This is a genomic window from Pedobacter paludisoli (assembly GCF_052344095.1).
In the GTDB taxonomy this organism is placed as follows: domain Bacteria; phylum Bacteroidota; class Bacteroidia; order Sphingobacteriales; family Sphingobacteriaceae; genus Pedobacter.
Window position 1 is genome coordinate 1,764,762 of record NZ_CP179926.1, and the last position, 25,984, is coordinate 1,790,745.

Here is a 25,984-nt window from a genome sequence, read left to right on the forward strand (position 1 = left end):
CTTTCATACTTGCTCGCCCAATAGTCCTATCCTAAACTTGTTGCAAAACACGGTAAAACCCTGCATTTTATCGGTGAAATAATTTTTAGTATTTTGAGAGCATGAAATTTCTCTTATTACTTGCAGGTTTAACGATAACTACTGCATTGTTTGCACAAGACATTCCCACGAATTACAAGGTCTACGATGTTAAAAAACAAAAAATTATCTCAATTGAGGATATTGTTTCAGACATGAACCATGCAGATGTTTTATTTTTTGGAGAAGAACATAACGATTCTATTGGGCATTACCTTGAAGCCGAAATTTTCAAAAAACTTAACGAGAAATACCCACAGCAGGTAGCCCTTAGCATGGAAATGTTCCATACGGATGTACAACCTATTATAAATGAGTACTTATCGGGTTTAATATCTGAAAAGAACTTTGTAAAAGAGAGTCGCGCCTGGAGCAATTACAAAGACTACCGGCCATTAATTGAATATGCAAAAGAAAAGCAGCTAGCAGTTATTGGCGCCAATGTTTCTGCACGCTACAGCAATGCGGTTACCCTGAATGGACTGGCCTCTTTGGAAAATTTCAACGAAGAATCTAAAAAATTCTTTCCTCCGCTACCCATTGATACCGCCACAGGAAAATACTACGAAAACTTCACCAAACTATTGGGTGGCCACGGAATGGGAACCATGAAGATTTATCAAACACAAAACTTTTGGGATGCCACCATGGCTTGGAGCATTTCAAAATTTAAGAAAATGCATAAAAACATTAAGATCCTTCAATTAAACGGTCGCTTTCATAGCGATGAAAAATTAGGGACACTCGCAAAACTCCAACAAAATCAACCTAAATTGCGCATTTTGAATATTTCATCTTTTTCAGACAGTCAATTTGAACAACCCAACTGGGATAAATTTAAAAACCTTGGCGACTACATAATTCTCACCAACCCTGAACTTAAAAGAAGTTATTAAACACAAAAAAACCTTCTCTTAAAGTGAATTAAGAGAAGGCTTTTTAAAGTATATACAGGAGTAATTGACCTGTACTGCCAATTATTTTTTAAGTAAATCTCTAATTTCTGCTAATAAAACTTCTTCATTAGTTGGTGCTGGTGGTGCAGCTGCAACCACTTCTTCTTTTCGTTTAAGCTGATTAATACCTTTAACCAACAAGAACACCACAAATGCCAACAAAACAAAATTAATGGCTACTGTTAAAAAATTACCGTAAGCAAAAATAGCAGCACCTTCTACTTTTTTAGCTTCAGCCAAAGGTAATGCGGTGGTAACTTTTCCGTTAATATCCCAATACCAGCTACTAAAATCAGGTTTTCCGATAATTCCAGCTACGAAAGGCATTACCAAATCATTTACAACGCTATCGATAATTTTACCAAAAGCACCTCCGATAATTACCCCAACAGCTAAATCCATTACATTGCCTTTTACGGCAAACTCTTTAAATTCTTTTGCAAATCCCATAAGTATATTAAATTATAGTACGAATGTAACAAACAAAAATTTAAAATAATTGTTTAATCGAAATAATTAAAACGCGAACTCTTTGGGCAATTACACACTACTTACCAAATATCTAAGAGGATTTGTGTATTTTTGCAGCATCTTTTAAATAATCTATGTTAAAGCAACACTTACAACAAAAACTTTTACAAAAATTATCCCCACAGCAAATACAGTTTATCAAGTTATTGCAGGTACCTACCGTTGCTTTAGATACCCGTATTAAAGAAGAGCTTGAAGAGAACCCGGCGTTGGAAGACCCGAGTTTAATGACAGCTGAAGAAACACGGGGAGAATACGACGATTTGAACGAAGGTCCAGAAGATTACGAAAAGTCATCTGAAGAAAATATGGACGAGTTCAATGTAGATGACTATCTGCAAGACGATAACACAAACGATTATAGTACGAATTACAATAATGGTGACGATGACGACGATAAAAAAGAAACTCCAATAGCGATTGAAAGTACTTTTTTTGAAAGTCTACAAGAACAATTAGACTTAATTCCACTTTCCGATCAGGATTTTATCATCGCCAAACAAATTATTGGGAGTTTAGATGACGACGGTTATTTACGCCGTCCATTAAGCTCCATGATTGATGATTTAGCATTTTCTCAGAATGTAATCACTGAAGAAGAAGATGTTTTGGAAATGCTCAAACTTATTCAAAGTTTTGACCCTCCAGGCATTGGCGCACGCGATTTAAAGGAGTGTTTACTGATTCAACTCAAGCGAAAAGACATCCAAAATCCCATCATTGTAAAAGCAATTAATGTGGTGGAAAATTACTTGGAAGAATTTACCCGTAAACATTACGATAAACTTGAAAAAAGTTTAGGCTTAGATAGCGAAGAATTAAAAGAGGTTATCAACGAGATTTTGCGCCTTAACCCAAAACCAGGCGATGCCAACCAAGTAACAACCAAACAAATGCAAATTATTCCTGATTTTCACATCAGCAATAACGATGGCACCTTGGTTTTAACGTTGAATTCGAAAAATGCCCCGGAACTTAAGATCAGTCGCTCGTACCAAGAAATGTTTGAACATTACGACAAAGCTTCTGGAAAAGATAAAAAACTAAAGGAAGCCGTTCAATTTGTTAAGCAGAAACTAGATTCGGCAAAATGGTTTATCGATGCCATTAAGCAACGTCAGCAAACCTTGCTTAAAACCATGAATGCCATTATGCAATATCAATACGAATATTTTCTAACAGCCGATGAGCGTAAAATACGCCCCATGATTTTAAAAGATATTGCGGATAAAATTGATATGGATATTTCAACGGTATCCAGGGTGGCAAACTCTAAATACGTACAAACCGAGTTTGGTACTTTCCTTTTAAAATCGTTTTTCTCTGAAGCTATACAAACCGAAAACGGCGAAGAAGTTTCGAACAAAGAGGTCAAGAAAATTTTAGAAGATTGCATTGGTAATGAGGATAAACGGAAACCGCTTGCGGATGAAAAATTAACCGAAATTTTAAAAGAAAGAGGTTACAACATTGCACGTAGAACAGTCGCAAAATACCGCGAGCAAATGAATATTCCGGTTGCTCGTCTACGAAAAGAACTGTAAATAATTCACAAAATGCTCATTCGCACAGAATGGGCATTTTTTTTAGATACTTACCACAATTTAATGGTAGAAGGCACTTTATAGACATTATTTAGCAACAAGCCTAACACAATTTCGTGGCTACCGTTACTTACTTGATTGAGCGCTGAAGTGGTAAAATCGTATGAATAGGTTAAATTAACAATCTTTCCTACATTAAATCCAAGCATGGCAGCAAAGGAATCATCTTTTCGATAGCTTCCTCCAAGCCAAAAACGTTCTTTAAAAGCAACCTTCATATTCACATCCACCGAAACGGGAGCTGGTGCAGCGTATTTAACCATTACCGATGGAATAGCTGCAATTTCATCATCGAAAAAGAATTTATAACCGGCGGTAGCAAATACATGTGCAGTCTCTTTACCTTGATTATAACTTTCATTCGCACTAAAAGTTAGTTTTTGCGGCAATAATTGCTGAACAGAAAGCCCTACAAACATACGCGCTCCATACAACCATAAACCTGCATTTAAATCAGGTTTTAATTGATTAACAATAGCGGTAGAAACTACCGGTTCATTTGTATCGCTAAACGAAAGGGCATTCAGATCTAAGGCAATCCGAGAAACACCAGCTCCCACGCCTACAGACAAATTATACGTATTATTTAATTGGAGATGATAGGCATACGTTAAGCCAGCATCTAACCGCGATAAAGGACCTGTTTTATCAAGCACCGCCATAACACCTACCCCATGATGCGCTGGCGATGAGGTATAATTCTGGGTGTAATTTCTATCCATTGGATTTCCCGTTTCTTCCGGAAAAGATGTCAATGGATTACTCCATAAATAATTATCTCCTAAAGCCCAATTAGCCGATACAAAAGATGTTTGGGGAGCATCGGCAATGCCCGACCATTGCTTACGATAACCAGCCTTAAAATCTACATAATTTTCTATACCTGATAATGCCGGATTTAACAAGTACTGATTAAAAATATATTGTGTATACTGCGGCCTTTGTTGTCCAAAACAATTTACCGAAAAAAAGACGATAAGGAATAAATGGTATTTTTTCAACGCTATCTTAAAATTGTTAATGAACCCCCAATAGGTTTCACTCCATTTCCTGGACTTACAAGATAATAATAAACTCCAACAGGCAAAGGCTCGTTTTGAAAATTACCATCAAAGGGAGTCGTGTACCCTTTACTAAAAAATACTCTTGTGCCATTCCGATTAAAAACCTCTACCGTTACGTTGGGATAACTATTTAAATACTTAATTTCCCATACATCGTTCACATTATCCCCATTGGGACTAAAAGCATTAGGTGGGTTAATTTTTTCCAACACGACCACGTTGAGTACTGCCGTTGCCATACACCCATCGCTTGTAGTAACTTCCAATGTGTATTTTGTATCTTTTTGCGGGGTAACAATCGGGTTCAGAATTGCATCGTTACTCAACCCAGTTGAAGGTATCCACTTATATCGTAAGTTATTTCCCGAGGCTACTGCCGGAATTTTGAGAAATCCACCAGCAAAAACATACAGCACAGCACCCGCATCAACCGTTGGCGAAGCATAAACAAGCACCTCTTGGGTAATGCTGGCCGCACAGCCATTATTTGGGGTATAGGAATAGGTTATGGTTTTCAACCCTGGGGTTAAGTTTTTCGGATTAAAATTGCCTGCTGCATCTACACCAACGCCCGAATACGCTCCTACACCAGCTATTCCTGAAGTTTCACTTGCTTGATTAATAACAACAGAACCATCATTCTGACAAACGTTCGGGATTGCATTAAACACAAGCTGTGCAGAAGGTTTAATTGTAATTACTTTATCCTTAACTAAAAAACAATTCGTGCCCGAGTAGGCCTCCATGCGGATGGTAAATTGTTTATTACTATTGCCTCCAAAGGAAGTGTATTTTAATGGAATATCTAGATTTCCAGGATTTAAAACCTCTTCAGAAGTAGTTGGGTCGTTTATAAAATCTTTGTAAATGACAACTCTTGTAATCTTACCAAAACCTACGGTTGATTGATTGTTAATGATGACATCTTTATTGCTGCATAAATTAGCTTCATCTTTAACTATAAAATCGGCTTGGGTAACGGCTCCGTTCACCACAAAATCTTGTTCTTTTACAGATACACAGCCATTTTCATTCGTAATGGTAAGTACTACATGATATTGCCCGGCTACTCCATAATGGTGTTTACCCTCTTTTTCGGTGGATGTATTGGTCGTTTGGTTATTCAGAGCATCTCCAAAATCCCAATGATACGTGAAGTTATCTAAATTGCCCGAAGCATAAACCGAAGTATTGGTAAACACGGCGTAGGTATCGTCTAAACAAACGTCTGGAAGGGTAAAATCCGCAACAGGCAGGTCGGTAACCTCTACGTCAAAGCTAAAGACCTCGCTAATACAGCCGTTACTTGATGTTTCGGTTAATTGAATGGTATATTTTCCTGCACGCTGATATTGATGTGAGAATGTGGAAGCATCTGTTCGTTCCAAAACTTCCGTACCATCTCCAAAGTCATAACTCCATTTTACAATGCTGTTCGGATTTAGTGCTGAGCTTATCGTTGATTGATCTTCAATAATCAAATTTGTTTGAATACAGGTTTTTGTATTCGCTTTAAACTTGGCTACTGGTAAAGGATAAATGATGATTGATTTCGATTCTACAATATCCGAAAAACAACCTGTTCCTGCTTTCACAGATAATGTAACCGTATACATCCCTTCTCTTTCGTATGTATGAGTTGGATTTTGTTCATCGGAAGTTGTTCCATCGCCAAAATCCCAGAACCAATGACTTACGGCAAAATCGGGGTTATTAGATTCACTTTGATCGGTAAAGCTAACCCCATTTTTTTCACATCCTTTTTCTGCTATTTCAAACTTGGCGGTAGGTAAATCATAAACGGAAAATGCATACCGAATGGTTTGATCTCCCGTTTCATTACAACTTACTTCATTATTAGTTACATGTGCAGTAACTTCCATCACATGATCTCCCTTTTCGGTATAGGTTTGAGTATAAGGCGAACTATACACATACAATGTTTGACCACTAACTACTTTTGTTTCTAATAACTGCGGGGAAGTTTGAAATATTTCGGGTTCTGAATCCAGTTTCCAAAGAAGTGTTTCTGCTTGGTAAGGTAATGATATTTTAAATTCTGATGTAGTCCCAATACAAGCATTCGGGCTTTCATCATTCTTTGCGGTATTAACGACCGTTAAAAAGTTATTTGAAGCTAAATTGGTGCCAGCAGAATACGCATAGGATTCCTTTTGTCCATATCCATAAGCAATGGCATTAAAACCATCATTTGCTGATAAGGTTAAACTTGCCTCATTTACCGGTATTTGAGCATAAGCATACAATGGATTACCATCGAGGGATGTCCAACTTACACTTGGTTTTATATTATTAATTTTAAATGTACTCGTTTGAGAAGTTTTCATCAATACATTGAGGTATTTCTCATGAATTACTTCCTTATCTGATGAAAAAACAGTTATATTATTGATATTAAACTCGATAGAATTTAACAAAACCATATCTGGATCTCCATATCCTGCATCGCTACCATCAAAACTTGCGTTGTTTGATGAATACATATACTGACTCAACAGAAAATTATTATTTCCTGTAACATAAGCACCTTTAATTAGCCTTGGAGATTCATAAGATTTACCTTTATTTAAGGTTGATACTAAATTACCGTCTTGATAAATTTTTGTATCATCACTTGTTGCTACTACTCGGTAAAAGTAGGATTGATTAATAAAAGGCACAATGCCATAGGTTTTACCCAAACTTAACACTGGATACACTTGTTGAAATAACGGATCGGAACCACTTAAACCATTTCTAGTACCAATAACCGTATTCGATGTACCCGAAAATACAGCAAATCGCTTACACTTTGAGTTTTCTGGATCGGTTTCTACATAGGTGCCGGTTAAATCATTTGCACCCGCAACATACTGATAAACATCTCCCGCTTTAGGCAAGGTAACATTAATTTGAGCTCCTATTTCAGGATGAATAATTAGAGAAGTATTGTCTTCTACCGCAACAAGGGCCAAAAAATTGGTCCCATTGGGTGATACTTGTGTATAGTTTACGGAATAATAATCGCGACTTAAGGTTTCAAAAGGCAAAATTAATGTTGCAGCAGAACGAGCTCCTGCATAAATGTGGGCATAAGCTGATACTTTTGGTTTCCCTTCTTCTACCTTCACGTGAATACCCCGATTGGTTAAAACCGTATTTTGTTCAAAGTCGTTCACATAGGCATTTAGCCGAGGTACATCGATTTGAACAGCAGTATTTGCAGGAATATCGGTTAAACCTGAGCTCCAACTACCACAGGTAACTGTAACCTTACTATTCGACTTTGCGGTAATAAATATCGCGATATTGGCATATGGTATGGGTGAATTACCATTTCCACTTGGAACATGTGTTGGAAAAACCGCCCAAAAATTAGTTCCTTCATTTGAAATATTTTGAGCCCAGCTATTTGTTACGCTAAACAACAACAAAACAAATGCAAGAAGTTTTTTTATGTTATTAGAAACGCACAAGGTTTATAAAAATTAGATAAATGTACTATCGCAATTTAACATTTAAACCATTGATTTAAAACAATATCATAAAAATTAACACTTTTTCATCAGTCAACTATTCCTATTTATCAGACTACAAATTCATCAACTATTTTAATTTATACCAGCATGGCCGTTAATGTTCTTTTTTTTACTTTAGGAACTGCCCCGTGACGCATGAACTCTGAAAATCCACGTAATTGTTTAATACCTTTTATGGCATCGTAACCGGCAACCGTACTGCGTATCTTATTAAGCAATAAGGTATCGGTTTTAAAAAGATCATTCTCATGCAATGCCCCCTTTTTTAATAAATCTTTAATGAGCTCGGCCATTTTTCCGTTGGCATATAAGTGCAAAGGCAACTTGAACACCTCATTATTCAATTTTTCAAAAATTTCATTAATCCAATTTACCTCTGATTCGGATTGAAGCATGATCATGCCATCTTTTAATACCACCGACTTTAAAAAATCTTTAGCCCGTTGTCGGGTAATAATACCCGCATAAATAGCATCTCGAAGCGTATAATCAAGTCGATCGGCACATAAAAAGGGTTGTGGCTGCTCTAAAATAGTAAATTGACCATGAATAATCTCTCCTATTCCATAGCCATGTTTAAAAAGTACATCTGGGATAGCCGAAGCCGTTATACTTTCTGCAAATATTTTTTCATGGTAATCTTCTTCTAAATTATCGAAAACATAATCGCCTACATGTGAAAAGGCCGTGTGTGAAACATCGTGCAACAAACCTGCAATCTGTTCCAATTCAGAACCTCCCAATTTTCGAATCAACATCATCACGCCAATAGCATGTTCCAAACGAGAATGACAAATATCTGGGTTAACTAAAAATATAGCTCCACTTTGATGAATCCCGGCCAACCGTTTTAAAGCATCCGTATTCAATAAATCCTCAAACACTTTCGGAACGTCCATATTCCCATATAAAAAATCATTCAGTTGAGCCATATCTTTTTTAATTAAATTCAAACAAATTTACTAAATAAATTAGCGAAATAAAAACAAAAATAACTAAAATTTTTAGTTTAATATTTCATTATTTTTAGCTCTATATTAATTTAATTATCACCCTCTATAACTTGTTTTTTCTTTCCTTTTAAGAATCAACAATTTCGTCTGTATTAAATGCCAGTTCGTCGATAAGTTCCTCTTGATGGTATAAAACTACCTGTTATGCTGCAACGTTTTTGTCATCTCGACGTCTTATCATCAAAGCTTAATCAAAAAAAATAATTATTAGCAAACAAAAACTACACAACCATGAAAACCTCAATCAAAACATTCATCGCATCTTCATTAACAGCTATCATTTTATCAACCACTTCATTTGTGGGTAAAGCGCATGCTAGCGATCAGATAATCAAATCAAAAAAAGAACAGCTAAGCACTAAAAAAGTAGTGCTTAAAGGCAACGTTGAAGTATTATTAGTGCAAAGCAAAACGGAAAATGTTTCGTATGCTGAGGATAATATAGGCATAGTAAAAGCTACCAAAAAAGGAGATATTTTAACCATCTCTTCTACTGGAAAAAATGTAGCAAAAGTAATTGTTTACGTAAACGATATTTATAGAATTGATGCCTCTGAAAATGCGGTTATCAAAACCGATGGCGAATTAAAAACAAAATATTTACAAATTATTTTAAAAGACAAAGCAGTTGCTGAAATCAACACTGCCAGTGAGAGCTTATATACAGTTATTAAAGGTAATGCAGAATTAATTCTAAGAGGCAAAACCGATTTCCATACGTTGGAAATGGATCAAAATCCTAAATTAACGATTGACAAATTTGCAGCTTTACAAACTGAAATGACCTCTACCGGAACAGCAAAATTGGCTATGCTGAAATAAATTCAAACACACACCCATAAAAAAAGCGAATGTCATGTTCGCTTTTTTTATGGGTTTTTCACAACCTCAATATCTTGCTCTCCGTAAGCTACCCCTTTTTCCGTAATTCCCTGAACAATAATTTTAAACCGTCCTGTTAAATCGCCCGTCGTAAAGTTAACAGTTGTAAAGCCATCTTTATTTAAATAAAAATGTTGCTTCCAAAATACGGTTGGAAAATTAATGGGTTCATTCATGTTGGTTACATCTGGAACATAAAACTCTTTAGGCAAGCTAATCCCTTTTAAAATCAACAAATTATTCAGAAACTGATCCTCATTACATCCTGCATAAACCATCATTCCTCCATGTGGAATTCGATAAGATTGTCCTTTAATTGGCAATTTATTGTGTGAATCGCCACCATGATTCGGGCAATTTAAAATATTATACATGCACACGTAATCACCACAACGGTTGGAGTAGATACCAGTTACACTTGTTTTAATTGTTACTTCATTTAAGTTTATACCGCTCTTATCGGTGATGCTAATAGGCTTGTTTTGTAAAACAACCGATTTATTTACGGTAGACGTAAAGCCCTGCTTTTGCAAATCTTTTTTTAACAAATCCAGTGGATCATTAAATGTTACATTTAAATTTGACACTTGCTTTTTGCTTAAACTTAACCACAAGGTGCCTTTTTCCGCTGTGGATACCATTTCTAAAGGAGGAATAGTAAAATAACCCGTACTATCAGTATTTATAAAAGAAATTTTCATCCCTCCAAAAAGTGCTATAGAAATGGGTTCTTTCACTTTTTTATCGCCCCTAGTAATTTGCCCCGAATAGATAAAACTCCCTATTTTCGTCTGGATATCCACATCCTTTAATTTAGTAAGTGGCCAGGTATATCTTCTCCAGCCTTTAATAAGCATAATCGTTTCTAGATATGCTTTATCGGCAAATTTTAATGCAACAAATCCTTGCGGAAAAGAACCTAATGTCGTTTCGAAATGAAAATAACTATTAATGTCTTGTTTATTTTTGTCTGACAAACGATTTTCTTGAACACATGCAAGCGAAACCACACTTCGAAGACTACTATCTCTTTCATCGGATACTTTCAACTGCAGACTTATCTGTTCACGTGTACCATATTCCTTTTTATCGGTTTGCATGTTTACCTGATTAATATGGTTATAATGCGCAAAAAAAGTTCTTTCGGCCAATGGACGTCCCAATGAATCGAGAATGGTAAGCAATTTTAAGCCTGTGGGTACCGATTTTAAATCAAGACTAATGTTTACCGCTTGAAAGGCATTTATTCTTAATTCGTGCGTTAAAAAAATTTCCTTTGTATTGTGCACTAAAACAAAGACTTTGACGTTTTCTGTTCCACGAATTTGGGCCTTGGCTTCATCGTTTACCAAGGCATTTTTTATGCGAATACTCAATCCACTTTTGAGTATCACCGGTAAATCATACACCTGATCTTTTTTATCTCCGTCTTTAAACCGAATACTATATTTTTTACTGGCATCAGGGAAAAGTTCAAACTTCCCAAGCCCTAAAGAATTAGTTTCAATGGTGCCTATTTCTACCTCATCTTCATATAAACCTGCTTCTGTTTTTATGCCTGCACCTTCCCCATCTTTAATTTCAAACCCTACGCTGGTCCAAATTTTATCGATGCAATACCCTCCTTCAGGATAAAATTTTACGGAATAATTGGGTTTATTTAAAACCGGTAAGCTAAAACGAATATTTCGCTTACCATTTTTATTTTTTACGCTCAAGAGCAAAAGACTCGTATCGCTTTTTATTTTATTGGCAGGATAAGGGATCATTACTTCTCCAATTACACTTGTTTTAGCTACACCTTTTTTAAGCGCGTATTTTTCATTACCAATTTGATATTTCACTTCTGCACCTTCTACAAAACGTAAATCGCTACTTAAAACTTTTAATAAAGCAACTCCCTCTCCCGTTGCTGCATCGTATTTTTTAAATACCGAAATACTCGCTTGCAAGGGATTCATGGTGGTAGAGCGAATGGTAATCGGTTGTTGGAAGGAAACCTCGGGTTTACCATTCAACAAAACGTTGGTGGTTACTTCAAAGCGATAATCTCCAGAAAGTAATGAGTCTGGCAACTTCATGTATCCTGAGGATAAACCTTCTTTTATGACATACTTACGCTGAACAATCACAGAACTATCCGTATTGCATACCAATGAAACAAACAAAGAATGGTAATCCTTTAATGCTGGTCCATTTTTAAGTAAATAGGCCGAAAACCAAACATCGTCGTTATTGGCGTAAACGTTTTTATCAAAATGAACAAACAGCACTGAAGAGGATTCTCCTTTTGCCTTAAACTCCAATTGCTGTGCAAGGCTATCGAGGTTTAACTCTTGCGCAAATACAGTGTTTTGCATGAAAGTCAGCCCTAAAAAAAAACAAAAAGCAATTATTTTACGCATAGAGGGAGAAATGGTTATCTAAAGATAATTTAAAAATCCTCCTTGTTTTGCAATTTCTTCAATTCTTCGTTCAACCTCTAGATCCTTAATTAATTCGGGGGCATGATGCGGCTTTTTTCGAGCATCAATAAGTAAAGGACCTGCACATCCCCAGTGTTTGTTTTTAATTTCTTCATTTACACCAAAGATATCGGCAGCCGGATTGCTTCGCGTAAAAGTTACCCACACTAAATTATCAATCGTTTTTGCCGTAAATTTCGAATCATCGGCCAATACCACTAAAGGGAAACCGGTTAAATCAGCATTTGCTAAAACAGTGTTTAACGTCTCAATTTCTAACGTGGTAGTCTGTTCGTTTTGATATTCTTGCGCCTTAATAACTAATACACCAGGCATGGCTACTTCAACGTCGGTAAAAGAATCTGGAAGCACTAAATCCGGAGCTTCAGTATACAACGTTCTTTTTACCTCGCCAGCGGCAGCAAAAACCACTTTAGAACCACTGTTTAAACCATCACCGCTATAATCGAGGGTGTCGATAGTTGTATTGGTATAAAAATGTACATCTCTGCGCAAATCAATTCGTTCTAACATGTGTTTTAAAAACGCTTCAATCTCATGTGTATCTAAATTTTCATTGTCTTCTCTGGCGGCGATAAACACATATTTGGCTAAACTCAATTGATTTTTCCCCAAAATATGGTTGGCTATGGTTAAAATCTCCTGAGGTTTACGCTCGAATAAATACGGTGTGTAACGTTCACTTCCGATGGCAAATAACAATGGATGTACACCCGCTGCATCTACCGCATGTACTTCTTTTAAACCATGAATTTCTTGCGGAATAGCGCTTCCGGCAATTTCGTGAATCAACGCTCCGAAACTGGTATCCTCTTGTGGCGGGCGCCCCACAACCGTAAACGACCAAATGGCATCTTTTTTATGATATACATTGTGCACCTTCATTAAAGGAAAAGGATGCGTTAAACTATAATAGCCCAAATGATCGCCAAAAGGCCCTTCAGGTTTATTTTCATTTGGATAAACCGTGCCCGTTATAATAAAATCGGCATCGGCCGAGATACAAAAACCTTCTTCATCATAAAAATAACGGAAACGTCTACCCCCTAAAGCGCCAGCAAAAGTTAATTCGGATAAACCTTCGGGCAAAGGCATTACAGCCGCTAAAGGATGGGAAGGTGGTCCGCCTACAAAAATGCTCACCTTTAAAGGTATACCTAAAGCATTCGCTTTTGATTGATGCACGCCTATTCCCCGGTGAATCTGATAATGCAACCCTATTTCCTTATCTTGAATATACTCATTACCAGCCAATTGAATTCTATACATTCCCACATTCGCATTCATTACCCCAGGCTTATCTACATCCTCGGTATATACCTGTGGCATGGTAACAAATGGTCCACCATCCATTAACCAGTTTACAATTTGTGGAAGTTGACTTATACTTGTTTTTGAAAAATTCTTCTTAGCAGAATTCGTTTTTAAAGGCAAAGCCGATAATGCTGACAAAGCTGATCCTGCGTATTTTAACGGATTTTTGATCGCTTTAATAGGATCATTGCGTAACGATACCAATTGTTGCACCTTAGGTAGGGTATCACGAAAAATAAATTTAGAACGCTCAATGGTTCCAAATAGATTCGATACTGCCGGGAATGGACTCCCTTTTACTTTTTCAAAGAAAATTGCAGGTCCTTTTTTTTCATATACTCGCAAATGAATGGCTGCCATTTCGAGATAGGGATCAATTTCTTCTTTTATTCTAATTAAATGACCATGATGTTCAAGGTCTGCAACACATGCTGCTAAACTTTTATATGCCATGCGTCAAATATACACAGCCAAGTTTTAATTTATTCATCTTCGAAACGAATTATCAGCAGCGAATACTCTAAAAAAAGGCAACGATTTTACAATCATTGCCTTGTATATAGCTAAACCAGAAAATTTAATTTTTTCCGGCGAATGAACGGAGCATCCAGGTGGTTTTTTCTTTAAACTGCATAAACCTGTTAACCATATCATTTGAACCATCGTCGCCTGCAGCGGAAGTAGCATCCAACAAATCTCTTTCTAAGCCAATTAAAGTTGCCATATCGTCTAAAATGGCTTGAACCATATCCAAATCTTTCATCCCAATGGTATCAATTTCCTTAATTTTCGATTCTTTAATATAATCTGCAAATCGACTATGAGGAGGTTTTCCCAAGGTTAAAACGCGCTCTGCTATTTCATCAATTGTTAACTGCGCATTGGTGTATAATTCCTCAAATTTGATATGTAAAGTGAAAAAATTTTGCCCTTTAATGTTCCAGTGACAGCCTCTTAATTTTTGATAGTGGATGTGATAATTGGCCAAATATTCATTTAAAAGATCAACTACGGGTTTCACTTCTTTTTCGTCTAAACTTATTTCTTTAACATTCATTTTTCTATAGATTTTTGCTTTGATAACAAATTAATAAACAATCGAATAAATTAAAAGTTTTAGCTAAAATTATATTTAAAACAATACCATTAAACTATATGCGTTTATACATAAACTTAATTTAAACCGCGGATTAAGCACATAGAACGATAAACATTTGTAAATTAACGAGATACTTAAAAGCTACAAAAAATTAACTTTATGATAGTTTACAGATTTAAAATGCAATTAAATCTTTCATATTATTATTCGTAATATTGCTATCCCTGAAAAAAATCAAAGAAATAAATGCATAAATTTTATATAACTGCTGTATTCCTATTCGCATTTCACCTTACAAATGCAAAGTCTACAGTGGTAAGAGATTCTATTGGAGTAGAAAATAACAAAGGAAAAAAACTTATTGTTCATAAGATAGATGCCAAAGACACATACTATTCTATCGGACGTAAATACAATGTTTCTCCAAAAGATATCATGACCTTTAATGATAATAAATATTTGCAAATTGGGGTCATTATCAAAGTTCCAACCAACATTCCGTACGGGGCAGAAACGGCAACTACCACCGAAAGCAATCCAAGCGTTTACACTGTCAAACCAAAAGATAATTTAAATCTAATTGCCGAGAAATTTGGCACTACTGTAAATGATTTAAAAGCACTAAACAACTTAAAAAACAATAATTTAAGTATTGGCCAACAGCTGAAGGTACCAACCGGAACAACCACCGTACAAGAACCTATTGAAACACCTAAAAAAGAGGTTCCACCAAGCACAACCCCAGCCGTAACTGAAAATACCAGCACCGGTTTTTACACCGTTAAGCCAAAAGATAACTTAAACCTCATTGCCCAAAAATTTGGCACTACTGTAGCCGAACTTAAAAACTTAAACAATTTAAAAAGTAACAATCTTAGCATCGGCCAGCAACTTAAAGTACCTGGTGGATCAACTGAAGCGCCAAGCGAAAATACTGAAAAAGAAGCTGTAATTACTACAAAACAAGCCAGCGATACACACACCGTAGCCAAAGGCGAAAGTATATTTTCTATTGCCCAAAAACACGGATTAACCGCTTATCAAATTCGTAAAGCGAACAACCTAGATGATAACGATCTTAAAGTTGGGCAAATATTAAAAATCCCAACGAACATTACGACAGATGTTCAAGTGCCAAAAGAGAAGCAAACTGAAAAAGCGGTAGAAACGGCTCCTGTAGAAAACAAGGAAGATAGCTTTATTTATACAGTGGCTACAGGAGATAATATTTACACCATCGCAAAACAATTTAATCTAACCACCTATCAAATTAGAACCGCGAATAAATTAAATGACAATACGCTTAAAACCGGACAAAAAATTATTATCCCGAAAGCACCACTTCCAAAATCGGTTAATGATTTATCAAAAGAGGAACAAGTAGAAAATCCAGATAGTACCATCATTAAAGAACCCAAACTTCGTCGCGACCCAAGTGTGTATGGTTTAAGCCAAATTGAAGAAAAAGGAGCCGGTATTTGGATTGCAGATCCTGATTTAGACGGATCAAAAATGTTGGTTTTACATCGCTCTGCACCGGTAGGAAACGTTATAAAGATTACCAATCCGATGACCAATCGTACCACCTTTGCAAAAGTTGTTGGAAAATTTACTGAAAATGAAAGCACAAAAGATGTTATAATTGTAATGACTAAAGCTGTAGCCGAATCATTAGGCGCTTTAGACAAGAAATTTTTATGCAATTTAACCTATAGTGCCCAATGAGTTTGAATAAAAAGCCCTTTATAATTGGTATCGCCGGAGGCAGTGGATCAGGTAAAACTTTTTTCTTGAATTGTTTCCTGCATCATTTTAAGCAAGATGAAGTAACCCTTGTTTCGCAAGATGACTACTACATTCCGGCAGGAGAAATGACCCAGGAAGAAAACAAACTCTATAATTTCGACCTTCCATCAACCATTGATAGTCAACAATTCTTGCACGACATTAAACAACTAATCAACGGTGGGGTCGTTTATAAAAAGGAATACAACTTTAATAATCCCTTAGCCGTTGTAAAAATTTTAGAAATTAAATCGGCTCCAATAATTATTGTTGAAGGTTTGTTTATTCTGCATTTTAAAGAAATTGCGCAGCTTTTAGACCATGCGATATTCGTAGAAGCGAATGAACAAGTTGCCTTGGATAGAAGAATTAAACGCGATGGAATGGAGCGTGGTTATCCCGAAGAGGATGTTTTATATAAATGGCACAACCATGTAATGCCCGCATACACCGAATATTTATTACCTTACAAAACAGATTGTAACGAAGTAGTGCTCAACAATTCAAACGAGCCAGACGAAATAATTGCAATTACCGAAAAAATATCGCATAGGCTAAAAGATACCATTCAATTAGAAGAATAAAAGAAAAGTCGATAGAAATGAAACTATCGACTTTTTTTATTTCCTTTAAAGTTGCATCTCAGGAACTTCTCCTTCAACCACTAATCGACCTGCTGTTGCTTGACGAATATAATCGACACTCACTCCTGGTGCGCGTTCCAGTAATTTAAATCCACCTTCAGGAAGTACATCCAAAACGGCTAATTCGGTCACTATCTTTTTAATGCAGCGCACCCCCGTTAATGGCAATGTACATGCTGGCAACAACTTACTTTCGCCAGCTTTATTAACATGCTGCATGGCAACAATAATATTTTTAGCAGAAGCCACCAAATCCATTGCTCCGCCCATTCCCTTCACCATTTTACCCGGAATTTTCCAATTCGCAATATCGCCGTTTTCCGAAACTTCCATGGCACCTAAAATGGTTAAATCAACCTTTTGAGCACGAATCATCCCAAAGCTCATAGCCGAATCAAAAATAGACGAGCCTGGCAAAGTAGTAATGGTTTGTTTTCCCGCATTAATTAAATCGGCATCTTCCTCTCCTTCAAAAGGAAAAGGTCCCATACCTAACAATCCATTTTCCGATTGTAAAACAACATTTATCCCCTTTGGGATGTAATTGGCTACCAATGTTGGAATTCCAATTCCTAAATTAACATAGTAACCGTCTTTTATTTCTCTCGCAATACGTTGCGCTATTTCTTCTTTTGAAAATGCCATATCTTCTTTTTAAACCCTCAAAATAAACTATTTCAAATTCCTAAGCTTTCTGTCTTACCGTCCGCTGTTCAATTCTTTTCTCGTAGTCTTTCCCTTGAAAAATGCGGTGTACGTAAATACCCGGCGTATGAATGTGATCGGGATCCAGTTCACCTGCCTCCACCAATTCTTCTACCTCAGCAATGGTCACTTTTCCGGCCATGGCCATCACCGGATTAAAATTTCTACTTGTTGAACGAAACATTAAATTTCCGGCGGTATCGCCCTTCCAGGCTTTAACAATGGCAAAATCTGCATCAAATGCATATTCCATTAAATAATCTTTTCCATTAAAATTGCGTACTTCTTTGCCCTCGGCAACCTCGGTGCCTACACCTGCAGGTGTAAAAATTGCGGGCATTCCGTATCCCGCTGCCAAACAACGTGTCGCTAAGGTACCTTGTGGAATCAATTCAACTTCCAATTCACCGCTCAATAATTGACGCTCAAACTCGGCATTCTCCCCCACGTACGAAGAAATCATTTTCTTAACCTGACGTTCTTGTAGCATTAAGCCAATACCAAAATCATCAACCCCAGCGTTGTTAGAAATACACGTTAAATTATTTACTTTTTTTGCAACTAAGGCATGAATACAATTCTCAGGAATACCACAAAGGCCAAAACCACCCAGCATAATGGTTGCCCCATCTTCAACATCTCGAATAGCCTCCTCAGGCCCAGAAACAACTTTATTTATCATAGTATGAATATCTAGTTAGACAACAAAGGTACAAAATGCCCTAAACACTCATAAATTAATCCTTAATATTTTAAATTGTAATTAATCTAAATAAGTATTACCTTTGTGCTGCAATGATTTACGAGAGAGAAGATACCCTATTCATCCTGCCCACCGATCCTGAATTTCAAAAAGGAATGGGTTTCTTATTCAGCTGTACAGCCGAGCATAAAAAATGTTGCAAAAAATACAAAGAAGGTAAGCGTTGCAAAAAATGCCCGGGAAGAAAAAAATAATCTTTTTTTAAGAAAACCAACTCCAGCTTTCCATCGGAACCGCTAGTCCTGCCATCCGCTTTATCCCGAAAAAATCGGAATGCTCGCTCCTGTCAGGTTTAATACCGAAAGGACTCTGCACAAACTCATTAAATCTACTATACAAATCAACTTCGTCTTTGTGAAACCATACGTAAGTTCCTCCTAATTCAAATACACATAGGTAATTCCATCCCCTCCTCTATCGGCATGTTCATCTTCCATTCGATTTACTTGACTATATTTTCGCAAATAATCACGAATCATTTTCCGCAAAATACCATCACCCTTCCCATGAATTAATTTAATAGATGGGAAACCTAACATAATGGCTTTATCGAGGTATTTCTCCACTTCAAACAAGGCATCTTCAGTCCGTTTACCACGTAAATCCAATTCTGCTTTAAAATTCGAAACAGCATCGTTCATCCGTCCGGCAAAAGACATTCCACTGCTCTGAATGGCTCTCTTCGCTTCTTTATTACTAATTTTTTGTACCCGATTTTTTTTCACCGTCGAGCGTAAATCGCCCATGGCTAAAATCAATTCATTGCGGTTTATCTCCAATACTTGAGCCGTGGTTTCACTGTCGTTAAACTTCACCCAATCGCCCACACTAATTTCACCTCCCACAACAACGGGTGCTGGTTTAGGTTTTTCTTTTGGCGTTTGGTTGTTAACCAATTCTTTTGCTAAATTCTGCCTTAATTCCTTTGTAGCAGCCTTATCTGCTTGCTTTTCCTTAATCTCGGCAATGGTATTTTCAACCAGTTTATTGGCACTTTTAATGATGTTTTGAGCCTCTAACTTAGCCTCTTTTATCAGTACTTTTTTATTTTCCTCTAAAAAGGCTTTTAGCTTTTCGTTCTCCGCTACTAAGTTTTTTGCCTTATTCGTTTGGTTCGCTAAACTCACTTTCGCATCGTAAACCACTTTCTTTTCACGCTCCAGTTCAACCAACATGGTATCCACACGGTTTTGGTTCGAACCTGTTTTTTGCTTGGCCAGTTCAATCACTTCTTTTGGTAAACCAATGTTTTGTGCAATTTCAAAAGCATACGAACTCCCAGGCTTACCCATTTCTAGCACATAGAGTGGTTTCATTTTCGCATTATCAAACAGCATGGATGCGTTTTCCAATCCCGGCGTATTACCTGCAAAAAGTTTTAGATTAGAATAGTGTGTGGTAATTACCCCACGAACCTTTTTATTGTTTAACACTTCTAAAACCGCTTCGGCCATTGGTCCTCCAAACTGCGGATCGGTACCGGTACCAAACTCATCAATTAAAACCATCGTTTTAGGCGAAGCATGCTCCACAAAAAAACGCATTTTAGTTAAGTGTGCACTGTAGGTACTTAAATCACTTTCAATGGATTGGTCATCGCCAATATCGGCAAAAATATTTTCAAAAATCCCAACTTCACTGTTGGCATCCACCGGAATTAACAAACCCGATTGCAACATCATTTGCAACAAACCAACCGTTTTCATGCACACGGATTTACCACCGGCATTTGGTCCAGAAACCAAGACCACGCGGGTATGCGCATCAATATGTATATTTAAAGGAGTTATGGTTTTCTTTTCCGCTAAAAACGACAGCATTAACAAGGGATGCCGTGCATTTATTAATTTCGTTTTAGGTTCTTTTAATAAACCTGGCATTTCGGCTTCTATTTCAATGGCAAATAAGGCCTTTGCCCGCACAAAATCCAATTTGGTTAAAAAGCTATGGTACGATAACAATAAAGGCGAATAAGGGCGTAAATCATCCGTTAAGGCAATTAAAATACGAATAATTTCCCTTCTTTTATCAAACTCTAAATCACGTAGTTTATTATTTAAGGTAAAAACCTCTTCCGGCTCAATATACACCGTTTGCCCAGTTGCTGATTCATCGTGTACAAAACCCTTCAGCTTACGTTTATTTTCGGCCAAAACTGGGATACACATCCTTCCATCGCGCACCGTTAAACTACCATCGGCCACCCAGTTATTGGCTATTGCCTGCTTATAAATGGAATCCATACGCTTGCGAACATCTTGCTCTACTTTTGCAATGGATCCAATAATTTCTTGCAGCTCGCGCGATGCATTGGGCTTAATTTTTCCCTTTGGATCAATAACAGTTTCTATTTTTCGAAGAATATTCTTTTCAATAGGCAAATGCTCAAAAAGCGCTTCTAAAGTGAGGTAAACCTCAGGGCGTTCCTCAAAAAATCGCAGCACAGAGAAAACAGTTTGCAAAGAAGTATACACCTGAAACCATTCATCTTCTTGCAAATAGGTTCCTTCTACTCTTATTTTATCTACGAGCGATTTTATATCAAAAAAGGTATTGATTTGAAGCGGCTCTTGGTTTTGTAAAATGCTCTTAAACTCGTGAGTTTGGCGTAAAAATTTATCAATTTGGTCAAAACGGTTCATCACTTGCATTTTCTGAACCATCGCCTGTCCCATTGGGCTTAAGCAATGCTTGCTAATACAAGCCCTAATCTCAACAAATCCTAAACGTTCTAAACAATTATCGGGATATAACATGATTATTGTGCTACTACTGATTCCGGAAGTCCATTTTTCCGCGCTTGTAGCGTAGAATCTAACTTCTGTTTTCTTTTTAAAATTGCCGCTTTCAACTGTGCGTTCGACGCAGAATCAGGTTTCATTTTCTTGCGTATCGAAAGTGAATCGGCTGTGAATTTTTTCTTCAATGATTTATAAGCATCCGAACTCGACGCAAGCTTTCTCAGCTTCACCAGCGAATCCAGCTCGTGCTTTTTCTTCGTGATTTGCAAATCGGCCTTTGCCTTTGAACTTGCCTGAGGCTTTAACTTGGCACGCAACTTCAACGTATCTGCCTTAAATATTTTCAATAATTTTGACGAGTCTACTACAAACTTCTTGTGTCTGATAATCGAATCCGCTTTGTTCATACTAGTTTTAGCCCATCCCATTCTTTTTTCAATATTATCATACATTTTTTGCATCAGCTCTGGCTTATTGTAATAATAATTTAAACTCCTATTGTAACTCGCCGAATCCGTATCAAATTTTTTGTAAATGCCTCCATAATACGCTGCAGCTACTTTTTTCAAGGAATCTGGAATGTAAATGGTCGTTAAATAACCATCCACAATATGCATATCGTACAAAATATTCTCCATTTTATCGGGTTCGATCACATCTTCTGGTATCCCAGGCTTACATCCAAAAGCGAATAGCGCGAACATTAAAACCCAAAAAATTCTCTTCATATTCAAATTTAAACTAGTATTTATTGCCCAAATTGCAACGAGGTTATTAATTTTACCAAAAATAGTTATAAATGAGCATAGCTGATAATCTTAAAAAATATAAAAACGAAGTAGAAACAGATGGAGTAAAGTTAATCGCCGTTTCTAAGACGCAAAATAACGAAGCCATTTTGGAAGCTTACAACGCCGGACAGCGAATTTTTGGCGAAAATCATGTTCAGGAAATGGTTGATAAACAAGCGGTTCTACCTACCGACATTGAATGGCACATGATTGGTCATTTACAAAGTAATAAAGTAAAATACATTGCCCCTTTTGTACATTTAATTCAAGGGGTTGATAGTTTAAAATTATTACAAGAAATCAATAAACAAGCCGCAAAAAACAAACGTGTTATTGACTGCCTGCTGCAAGTGTATATTGCCGATGAAGACACTAAGTTTGGTTTAGGCTTTGATGAAGTTGTCGAATTACTTCGTTCAGAAGAATATACCCAACTGGAAAATATCCGCATTGTTGGCTTAATGGGTATTGCCACCAACACCAAAAACGAAAAACAAATTACACACGAATTTAACGAGCTAAAGGTATTTTTTGAGGGCGTTAAAGTAAGTTTCTTCCGCAAAACTGACTCCTTTAAAGAAATTTCGATGGGTATGAGTGCCGATTATAAAATAGCCATTGAAGAAGGAAGTACCATGGTACGCATTGGCAGTGCTATTTTTGGCAAAAGAGTAATCAAGCATTTTAAAGTAGGTGCATCCGCAAATTAAAAGGACATTTCTTTTAATTTATTTAGGGATACAACATCCCACACAACAAAAAATCAATGAATTTAACTATCAGAACGGCAATTGACAGCGATTGCCCACGAATATTAGAATTAATTAACGAACTAGCTGTTTATGAACGTGCACCTGAGGAAGTAACCGTTACCCTCGATGAATTTGTGGATGCGGGATTTGGTAATCAACCTGTTTGGAAAGCCTACGTAGCTCAAGTTGATGCACAAATTGTAGGTTTTGCATTATTCTACACCCGCTACTCAACCTGGAAAGGCTGCCGTTTATATTTAGAAGATTTCATCGTAACAGAAGAATTTAGAGGAAAAGGTATTGGCAAAATTTTATTCGAAAAAGTAATCGAAGAATCGAAAAATGCACCCTACAACGGAATGGTTTGGCAAGTGCTCGACTGGAATGACCCGGCGATTAACTTTTACAACAAATATCAGGCTAGCTTAGAAGCAGGTTGGTTAAATGCGGCACTTTCTAAAGATCAGGTAAAAGCTTTTTAATATGGATATTTTTAAATTTGGTGGAGCATCTGTTAAAAATGCTGATGGAATAAAAAATGTAGCAGCTATCATTCGCGATTACGGCCAAGGAAAATTGCTAGTTGTGGTTTCTGCAATGGGAAAAATTACCGATAAACTGGAAGCCTTAACGCAAGCATATTTAACTGGAAGCGAAGATACACATGTAATTTTCGAGGAAATCAAACAATTTCATTTCGCTGTTATTGATGAATTATTTCAAGGAAAAAATCATTCGATTTACGACGAAGTAGCCAATACCTTTGTGGAGATTGATTGGCTTATTGAAGATGAAGCCGATGCGAATACGGACTATATTTACGATCAAATTGTATCAATCGGTGAAGTGATTTCGACCAAAATTGTTGCTGCTTGGTTAAATGAAACGGGTATTAAAACCCTTTGGGCCGACGCAAGAAACTACATCCAAACCGATAACACCTACAAAGAAGGTAAAGTTGATTGGACAAAAACTACGCAAAACGTTCAAAAAGATTTACTTCCACTATTGAATCAACAAATAGTCGTTACCCAAGGCTTTATTGGCGGAACTAGTGAAAACTATACCACTACTTTAGGCAGAGATGGCTCCGACTATTCTGCCGGTGTTTTTGCTTCTTGTTTGGATGCGCATGCCTTAACCATTTGGAAAGATGTACCCGGCGTGCTAAACGCAGACCCTAAATGGTTTGACGAAACGGAAAAAATTGATCAATTATCGTATCACGATGCTATTGAACTAACGTATTACGGTGCGAATGTCATTCATCCAAAAACCATAAAACCGCTACAAAACAAGGGTATTCCCCTCTTTGTGCGTTCTTTTATTAGTCCCGCAGAAAAAGGAACAGCCATTACTAAAGAAAATAATCCATTACCCATTCCATCGTTTATTTTCAAGATTAATCAAGCCTTAATTTCCATTTTCCCTAAGGATTATTCATTCATCATTGAACAAAACCTGAGCAACATCTTCGATCTTTTTCATCAACACGGCATTAAAATTAACACCATGTTAAATTCGGCACTGAGCTTTTCCGTTAGTGTAGACGATGATGCTTCTAAAATTGAAAAACTCATAAAAATTTTATCCGACGAATTTAACGTCAAATACAATAAAGGATTAGAATTGGTAACCATTCGCTATTACGATCAGGCAACCATCGACCGAATTACTATCAATAAGGATATTTTATTGGAAGTCAAGAGTCGTCACACCTGCCAAATGGTGATGAAAAATATCGAGCCCGCGTAAATAAACTATAAAATGAACAAACACCTTTTAGATAAAGCGGTACAAGCCTATCTACACCTAAATTTACAGGCGGATGCGAATCAAATTGCTTTATCTAAAAGTGCGTTCAAAGAAGTTTCATCCGCTGAATTAGCTGGGCAAATTACCGCTAAAAAGAAAGCCGAAAAGAAACTACCAACTTGGTTCCATACCGAAAATATTTACTATCCTTCGCCACTATCCATCGAACAAACCTCTTCTGAAATTACCGCGAAATACAAAGCAAAATTAGCATTAGGCGATAGTTTAATCGATGTTACAGGAGGATTTGGGGTGGATGCATATTACTTTTCTAAGCGGATAAAAGAGGTAACGCATTGCGAAATCAATATCTCCTTATCCGACATCGCCCAACACAACGCACAGGAATTAAAAACAACCAACATTCATTTTTTAGCGGAGGATGGAATTGCCTTTATCCGAAACCATTCCAAAAAGTTTGACACTGTTTACATAGATCCGGCACGTAGAGCCGAAAAGGGAAAAGTTTTTATGCTGAAAGATTGTTCGCCCGATGTGGTCAGCAACTTAGCGGCCTTGCAAGAAAAATCGACAAGAATCATCATCAAAACCGCTCCTTTATTAGATCTAGCGGCAGGCCTATCCGAACTTAAAAATGTGAGCGAAATCCATATTGTAAGTACCAAAAATGAATGTAAAGAGCTTTTATGGGTCATCGACAAGGGTTTTATTGGCAGCCCTAAAATTGTTGCGGCTATGTTAAATGATCATGAAAAAGATTTTAGTTTTATATTCTCCGATAAAGAAGCAACTGTTGAATTTTGTCATTCGATTCTCCCAGGGGAATATTTATACGAGCCTGATGTGGCCTTACTAAAGGCTGGAAACTTCAATTTAATAGCCGAGCGATATACTTTAAAAAAATTACATCCCCAAACACAGTTATATTGTTCTCGAGAGTTCAATACCGATTTCCCGGGTCGCATTTTCGAAGTGAAGAACATTATTTCAACAAGCGATTTCAAAAAGGAAAAGAATTTATCTGGAAATGTAATTGTGCGTAATTATCCGGGAAAGCCCGAAGATTTAATCAAAAAATATAAAATTAAACCCGCTAAAGAACAATTCTTCCTCTTCACTAAACTGTATGATGGAAACAACTGTATTATTGAAGCGGCAATAAAACAATACTATTAAATCACAAAAAGCCCCTCTAAGAGGAGCTTTTCGTAAAGGAATGATGTAAATTAAGTATAAATACTGCTTAAGCTTTCTTTACGTTTACTGCTTGTAAACCTTTTCTGCCTTCAGCCACTTCAAATTCAACTGCATCGTTCTCTTTTAGGCTGTCTATTCCACCTAAAACATCCTTAAAATGTACGAAGATATCTTTATTATCTTCTTGTACAATAAATCCAAATCCTTTCTGTGTGTTAAACCATTTAACTTTTCCAGTTGCCATAAAAAAAATAAAAATTAATA

Annotated in this window: 21 protein-coding genes; 9 read left to right on the forward strand and 12 right to left on the reverse strand. The window is 36.7% G+C overall.

What is annotated here, in order from left to right:
- Positions 1-101: 101 nt before the first annotated feature.
- A complete protein-coding gene (locus ACJVDK_RS06990; RefSeq protein ID WP_443939563.1) occupies positions 102-974 on the forward strand; it encodes a ChaN family lipoprotein in 873 nt (290 codons plus the stop codon).
- Between the two features lie 81 nt (positions 975-1,055).
- On the opposite strand, the gene mscL is transcribed toward ACJVDK_RS06990, so the two are convergent.
- Positions 1,056-1,484, reverse strand: coding sequence for a large conductance mechanosensitive channel protein MscL (gene mscL / locus ACJVDK_RS06995; RefSeq protein WP_443939564.1), 429 nt, complete (start codon positions 1,482-1,484; stop codon positions 1,056-1,058).
- 155 nt (positions 1,485-1,639) lie between these two features.
- On the opposite strand from mscL, the gene rpoN reads away from it, so the two are divergent.
- On the forward strand, positions 1,640-3,109 hold the full coding sequence (gene rpoN, locus ACJVDK_RS07000) for an RNA polymerase factor sigma-54 (RefSeq protein ID WP_443939565.1): 1,470 nt from the start codon (positions 1,640-1,642) through the stop codon (positions 3,107-3,109).
- 50 nt (positions 3,110-3,159) lie between these two features.
- Here the strand turns inward: rpoN and ACJVDK_RS07005 are convergent, their stop codons facing one another.
- From ACJVDK_RS07005 to ACJVDK_RS07015, 3 genes are all read right to left on the reverse strand, one after another.
- Positions 3,160-4,170, reverse strand: coding sequence for a PorP/SprF family type IX secretion system membrane protein (locus ACJVDK_RS07005; RefSeq protein ID WP_443939566.1), 1,011 nt, complete (start codon positions 4,168-4,170; stop codon positions 3,160-3,162).
- A gap of 2 nt (positions 4,171-4,172) precedes the next feature.
- Entirely contained in the window at positions 4,173-7,661 is a 3,489-nt protein-coding gene (locus ACJVDK_RS07010; RefSeq protein WP_443939567.1) for a PKD domain-containing protein, read from the reverse strand.
- A 188-nt stretch (positions 7,662-7,849) separates the two neighbouring features.
- A complete protein-coding gene (locus ACJVDK_RS07015; protein WP_443939568.1) occupies positions 7,850-8,725 on the reverse strand; it encodes an HD domain-containing protein in 876 nt (291 codons plus the stop codon).
- Between the two features lie 291 nt (positions 8,726-9,016).
- Here ACJVDK_RS07015 and ACJVDK_RS07020 point away from each other — a divergent pair, with 291 nt between their 5' ends.
- On the forward strand, positions 9,017-9,607 hold the full coding sequence (locus tag ACJVDK_RS07020; RefSeq protein ID WP_443939569.1) for a GIN domain-containing protein: 591 nt from the start codon (positions 9,017-9,019) through the stop codon (positions 9,605-9,607).
- A gap of 47 nt (positions 9,608-9,654) precedes the next feature.
- Here ACJVDK_RS07020 and ACJVDK_RS07025 read toward each other — a convergent pair whose 3' ends face one another.
- The 3 genes from ACJVDK_RS07025 to ACJVDK_RS07035 form a co-directional block, all read right to left on the reverse strand.
- A complete protein-coding gene (locus ACJVDK_RS07025) occupies positions 9,655-12,027 on the reverse strand; it encodes a hypothetical protein (RefSeq protein WP_443939570.1) in 2,373 nt (790 codons plus the stop codon).
- A gap of 63 nt (positions 12,028-12,090) precedes the next feature.
- Positions 12,091-13,920 carry a UbiD family decarboxylase gene (locus ACJVDK_RS07030; protein WP_443939571.1) on the reverse strand — a complete coding sequence of 610 codons (1,830 nt, stop codon included), beginning with the start codon at positions 13,918-13,920 and terminating at the stop codon, positions 12,091-12,093.
- A 124-nt stretch (positions 13,921-14,044) separates the two neighbouring features.
- On the reverse strand, positions 14,045-14,524 hold the full coding sequence (locus ACJVDK_RS07035; RefSeq protein ID WP_443939572.1) for a Dps family protein: 480 nt from the start codon (positions 14,522-14,524) through the stop codon (positions 14,045-14,047).
- Between the two features lie 288 nt (positions 14,525-14,812).
- Between ACJVDK_RS07035 and ACJVDK_RS07040 the strand changes: the two genes are divergently transcribed.
- Both ACJVDK_RS07040 and ACJVDK_RS07045 read left to right on the forward strand, forming a co-directional pair.
- Positions 14,813-16,291, forward strand: a complete 1,479-nt coding sequence (locus ACJVDK_RS07040; protein WP_443939573.1) for a LysM peptidoglycan-binding domain-containing protein — start codon at positions 14,813-14,815, stop codon at positions 16,289-16,291.
- Between the two features lie 2 nt (positions 16,292-16,293).
- A complete protein-coding gene (locus ACJVDK_RS07045) occupies positions 16,294-16,935 on the forward strand; it encodes a uridine kinase family protein (protein WP_443940036.1) in 642 nt (213 codons plus the stop codon).
- A gap of 45 nt (positions 16,936-16,980) precedes the next feature.
- Here the strand turns inward: ACJVDK_RS07045 and ACJVDK_RS07050 are convergent, their stop codons facing one another.
- The 4 genes from ACJVDK_RS07050 to ACJVDK_RS07065 form a co-directional block, all read right to left on the reverse strand.
- Positions 16,981-17,640 carry a CoA transferase subunit B gene (locus ACJVDK_RS07050; protein ID WP_443939574.1) on the reverse strand — a complete coding sequence of 220 codons (660 nt, stop codon included), beginning with the start codon at positions 17,638-17,640 and terminating at the stop codon, positions 16,981-16,983.
- Positions 17,641-17,680: 40 nt separating this feature from the next.
- Positions 17,681-18,382 carry a CoA transferase subunit A gene (locus ACJVDK_RS07055; RefSeq protein WP_443939575.1) on the reverse strand — a complete coding sequence of 234 codons (702 nt, stop codon included), beginning with the start codon at positions 18,380-18,382 and terminating at the stop codon, positions 17,681-17,683.
- A 458-nt stretch (positions 18,383-18,840) separates the two neighbouring features.
- Entirely contained in the window at positions 18,841-21,219 is a 2,379-nt protein-coding gene (locus tag ACJVDK_RS07060) for an endonuclease MutS2 (protein WP_443939576.1), read from the reverse strand.
- A 2-nt stretch (positions 21,220-21,221) separates the two neighbouring features.
- Entirely contained in the window at positions 21,222-21,932 is a 711-nt protein-coding gene (locus ACJVDK_RS07065; protein ID WP_443939577.1) for a DUF4296 domain-containing protein, read from the reverse strand.
- A 71-nt stretch (positions 21,933-22,003) separates the two neighbouring features.
- Here ACJVDK_RS07065 and ACJVDK_RS07070 point away from each other — a divergent pair, with 71 nt between their 5' ends.
- From ACJVDK_RS07070 to ACJVDK_RS07085, 4 genes are read left to right on the forward strand one after another with little or no spacing between them, the layout of a single operon-like run.
- Positions 22,004-22,705: a YggS family pyridoxal phosphate-dependent enzyme gene (locus ACJVDK_RS07070; RefSeq protein ID WP_443939578.1), complete on the forward strand. Its 702-nt coding sequence runs from the start codon at positions 22,004-22,006 to the stop codon at positions 22,703-22,705.
- Positions 22,706-22,761: 56 nt separating this feature from the next.
- On the forward strand, positions 22,762-23,229 hold the full coding sequence (locus tag ACJVDK_RS07075; RefSeq protein ID WP_443939579.1) for a GNAT family N-acetyltransferase: 468 nt from the start codon (positions 22,762-22,764) through the stop codon (positions 23,227-23,229).
- 1 nt (position 23,230) lies between these two features.
- Complete coding sequence (locus ACJVDK_RS07080) at positions 23,231-24,502, forward strand: aspartate kinase (RefSeq protein WP_443939580.1); 1,272 nt, start codon at positions 23,231-23,233, stop codon at positions 24,500-24,502.
- 12 nt (positions 24,503-24,514) lie between these two features.
- Positions 24,515-25,699 (forward strand): hypothetical protein, encoded by a 1,185-nt coding sequence (locus ACJVDK_RS07085; RefSeq protein ID WP_443939581.1) that lies wholly within the window; start codon positions 24,515-24,517, stop codon positions 25,697-25,699.
- Positions 25,700-25,766: 67 nt separating this feature from the next.
- Here ACJVDK_RS07085 and ACJVDK_RS07090 read toward each other — a convergent pair whose 3' ends face one another.
- Positions 25,767-25,964 (reverse strand): cold-shock protein, encoded by a 198-nt coding sequence (locus tag ACJVDK_RS07090; protein WP_443939582.1) that lies wholly within the window; start codon positions 25,962-25,964, stop codon positions 25,767-25,769.
- Between the last annotated feature and the right edge of the window lie 20 nt (positions 25,965-25,984).

What these genes read in the sequence shown, in the direction of transcription:
- ACJVDK_RS07030 (WP_443939571.1), bottom strand. Translation starts at nt 13,920, where the DNA reads ATGGCATATAAAAGTTTAGCAGCATGTGTTGCAGACCTTGAACATCAT.
- ACJVDK_RS07040 (WP_443939573.1), top strand. Translation starts at nt 14,813, where the DNA reads ATGCATAAATTTTATATAACTGCTGTATTCCTATTCGCATTTCACCTT.
- ACJVDK_RS07085 (WP_443939581.1), top strand. Translation starts at nt 24,515, where the DNA reads ATGAACAAACACCTTTTAGATAAAGCGGTACAAGCCTATCTACACCTA.
- ACJVDK_RS07055 (WP_443939575.1), bottom strand. Translation starts at nt 18,382, where the DNA reads ATGATAAATAAAGTTGTTTCTGGGCCTGAGGAGGCTATTCGAGATGTT.
- ACJVDK_RS07060 (WP_443939576.1), bottom strand. Translation starts at nt 21,219, where the DNA reads ATGTTATATCCCGATAATTGTTTAGAACGTTTAGGATTTGTTGAGATT.
- ACJVDK_RS07075 (WP_443939579.1), top strand. Translation starts at nt 22,762, where the DNA reads ATGAATTTAACTATCAGAACGGCAATTGACAGCGATTGCCCACGAATA.
- ACJVDK_RS07035 (WP_443939572.1), bottom strand. Translation starts at nt 14,524, where the DNA reads ATGAATGTTAAAGAAATAAGTTTAGACGAAAAAGAAGTGAAACCCGTA.
- mscL (WP_443939564.1), bottom strand. Translation starts at nt 1,484, where the DNA reads ATGGGATTTGCAAAAGAATTTAAAGAGTTTGCCGTAAAAGGCAATGTA.
- ACJVDK_RS07090 (WP_443939582.1), bottom strand. Translation starts at nt 25,964, where the DNA reads ATGGCAACTGGAAAAGTTAAATGGTTTAACACACAGAAAGGATTTGGA.
- ACJVDK_RS07080 (WP_443939580.1), top strand. Translation starts at nt 23,231, where the DNA reads ATGGATATTTTTAAATTTGGTGGAGCATCTGTTAAAAATGCTGATGGA.
- ACJVDK_RS07070 (WP_443939578.1), top strand. Translation starts at nt 22,004, where the DNA reads ATGAGCATAGCTGATAATCTTAAAAAATATAAAAACGAAGTAGAAACA.
- ACJVDK_RS07025 (WP_443939570.1), bottom strand. Translation starts at nt 12,027, where the DNA reads ATGCAAAACACTGTATTTGCGCAAGAGTTAAACCTCGATAGCCTTGCA.
- rpoN (WP_443939565.1), top strand. Translation starts at nt 1,640, where the DNA reads ATGTTAAAGCAACACTTACAACAAAAACTTTTACAAAAATTATCCCCA.
- ACJVDK_RS06990 (WP_443939563.1), top strand. Translation starts at nt 102, where the DNA reads ATGAAATTTCTCTTATTACTTGCAGGTTTAACGATAACTACTGCATTG.
- ACJVDK_RS07050 (WP_443939574.1), bottom strand. Translation starts at nt 17,640, where the DNA reads ATGGCATTTTCAAAAGAAGAAATAGCGCAACGTATTGCGAGAGAAATA.
- ACJVDK_RS07020 (WP_443939569.1), top strand. Translation starts at nt 9,017, where the DNA reads ATGAAAACCTCAATCAAAACATTCATCGCATCTTCATTAACAGCTATC.
- ACJVDK_RS07065 (WP_443939577.1), bottom strand. Translation starts at nt 21,932, where the DNA reads ATGAAGAGAATTTTTTGGGTTTTAATGTTCGCGCTATTCGCTTTTGGA.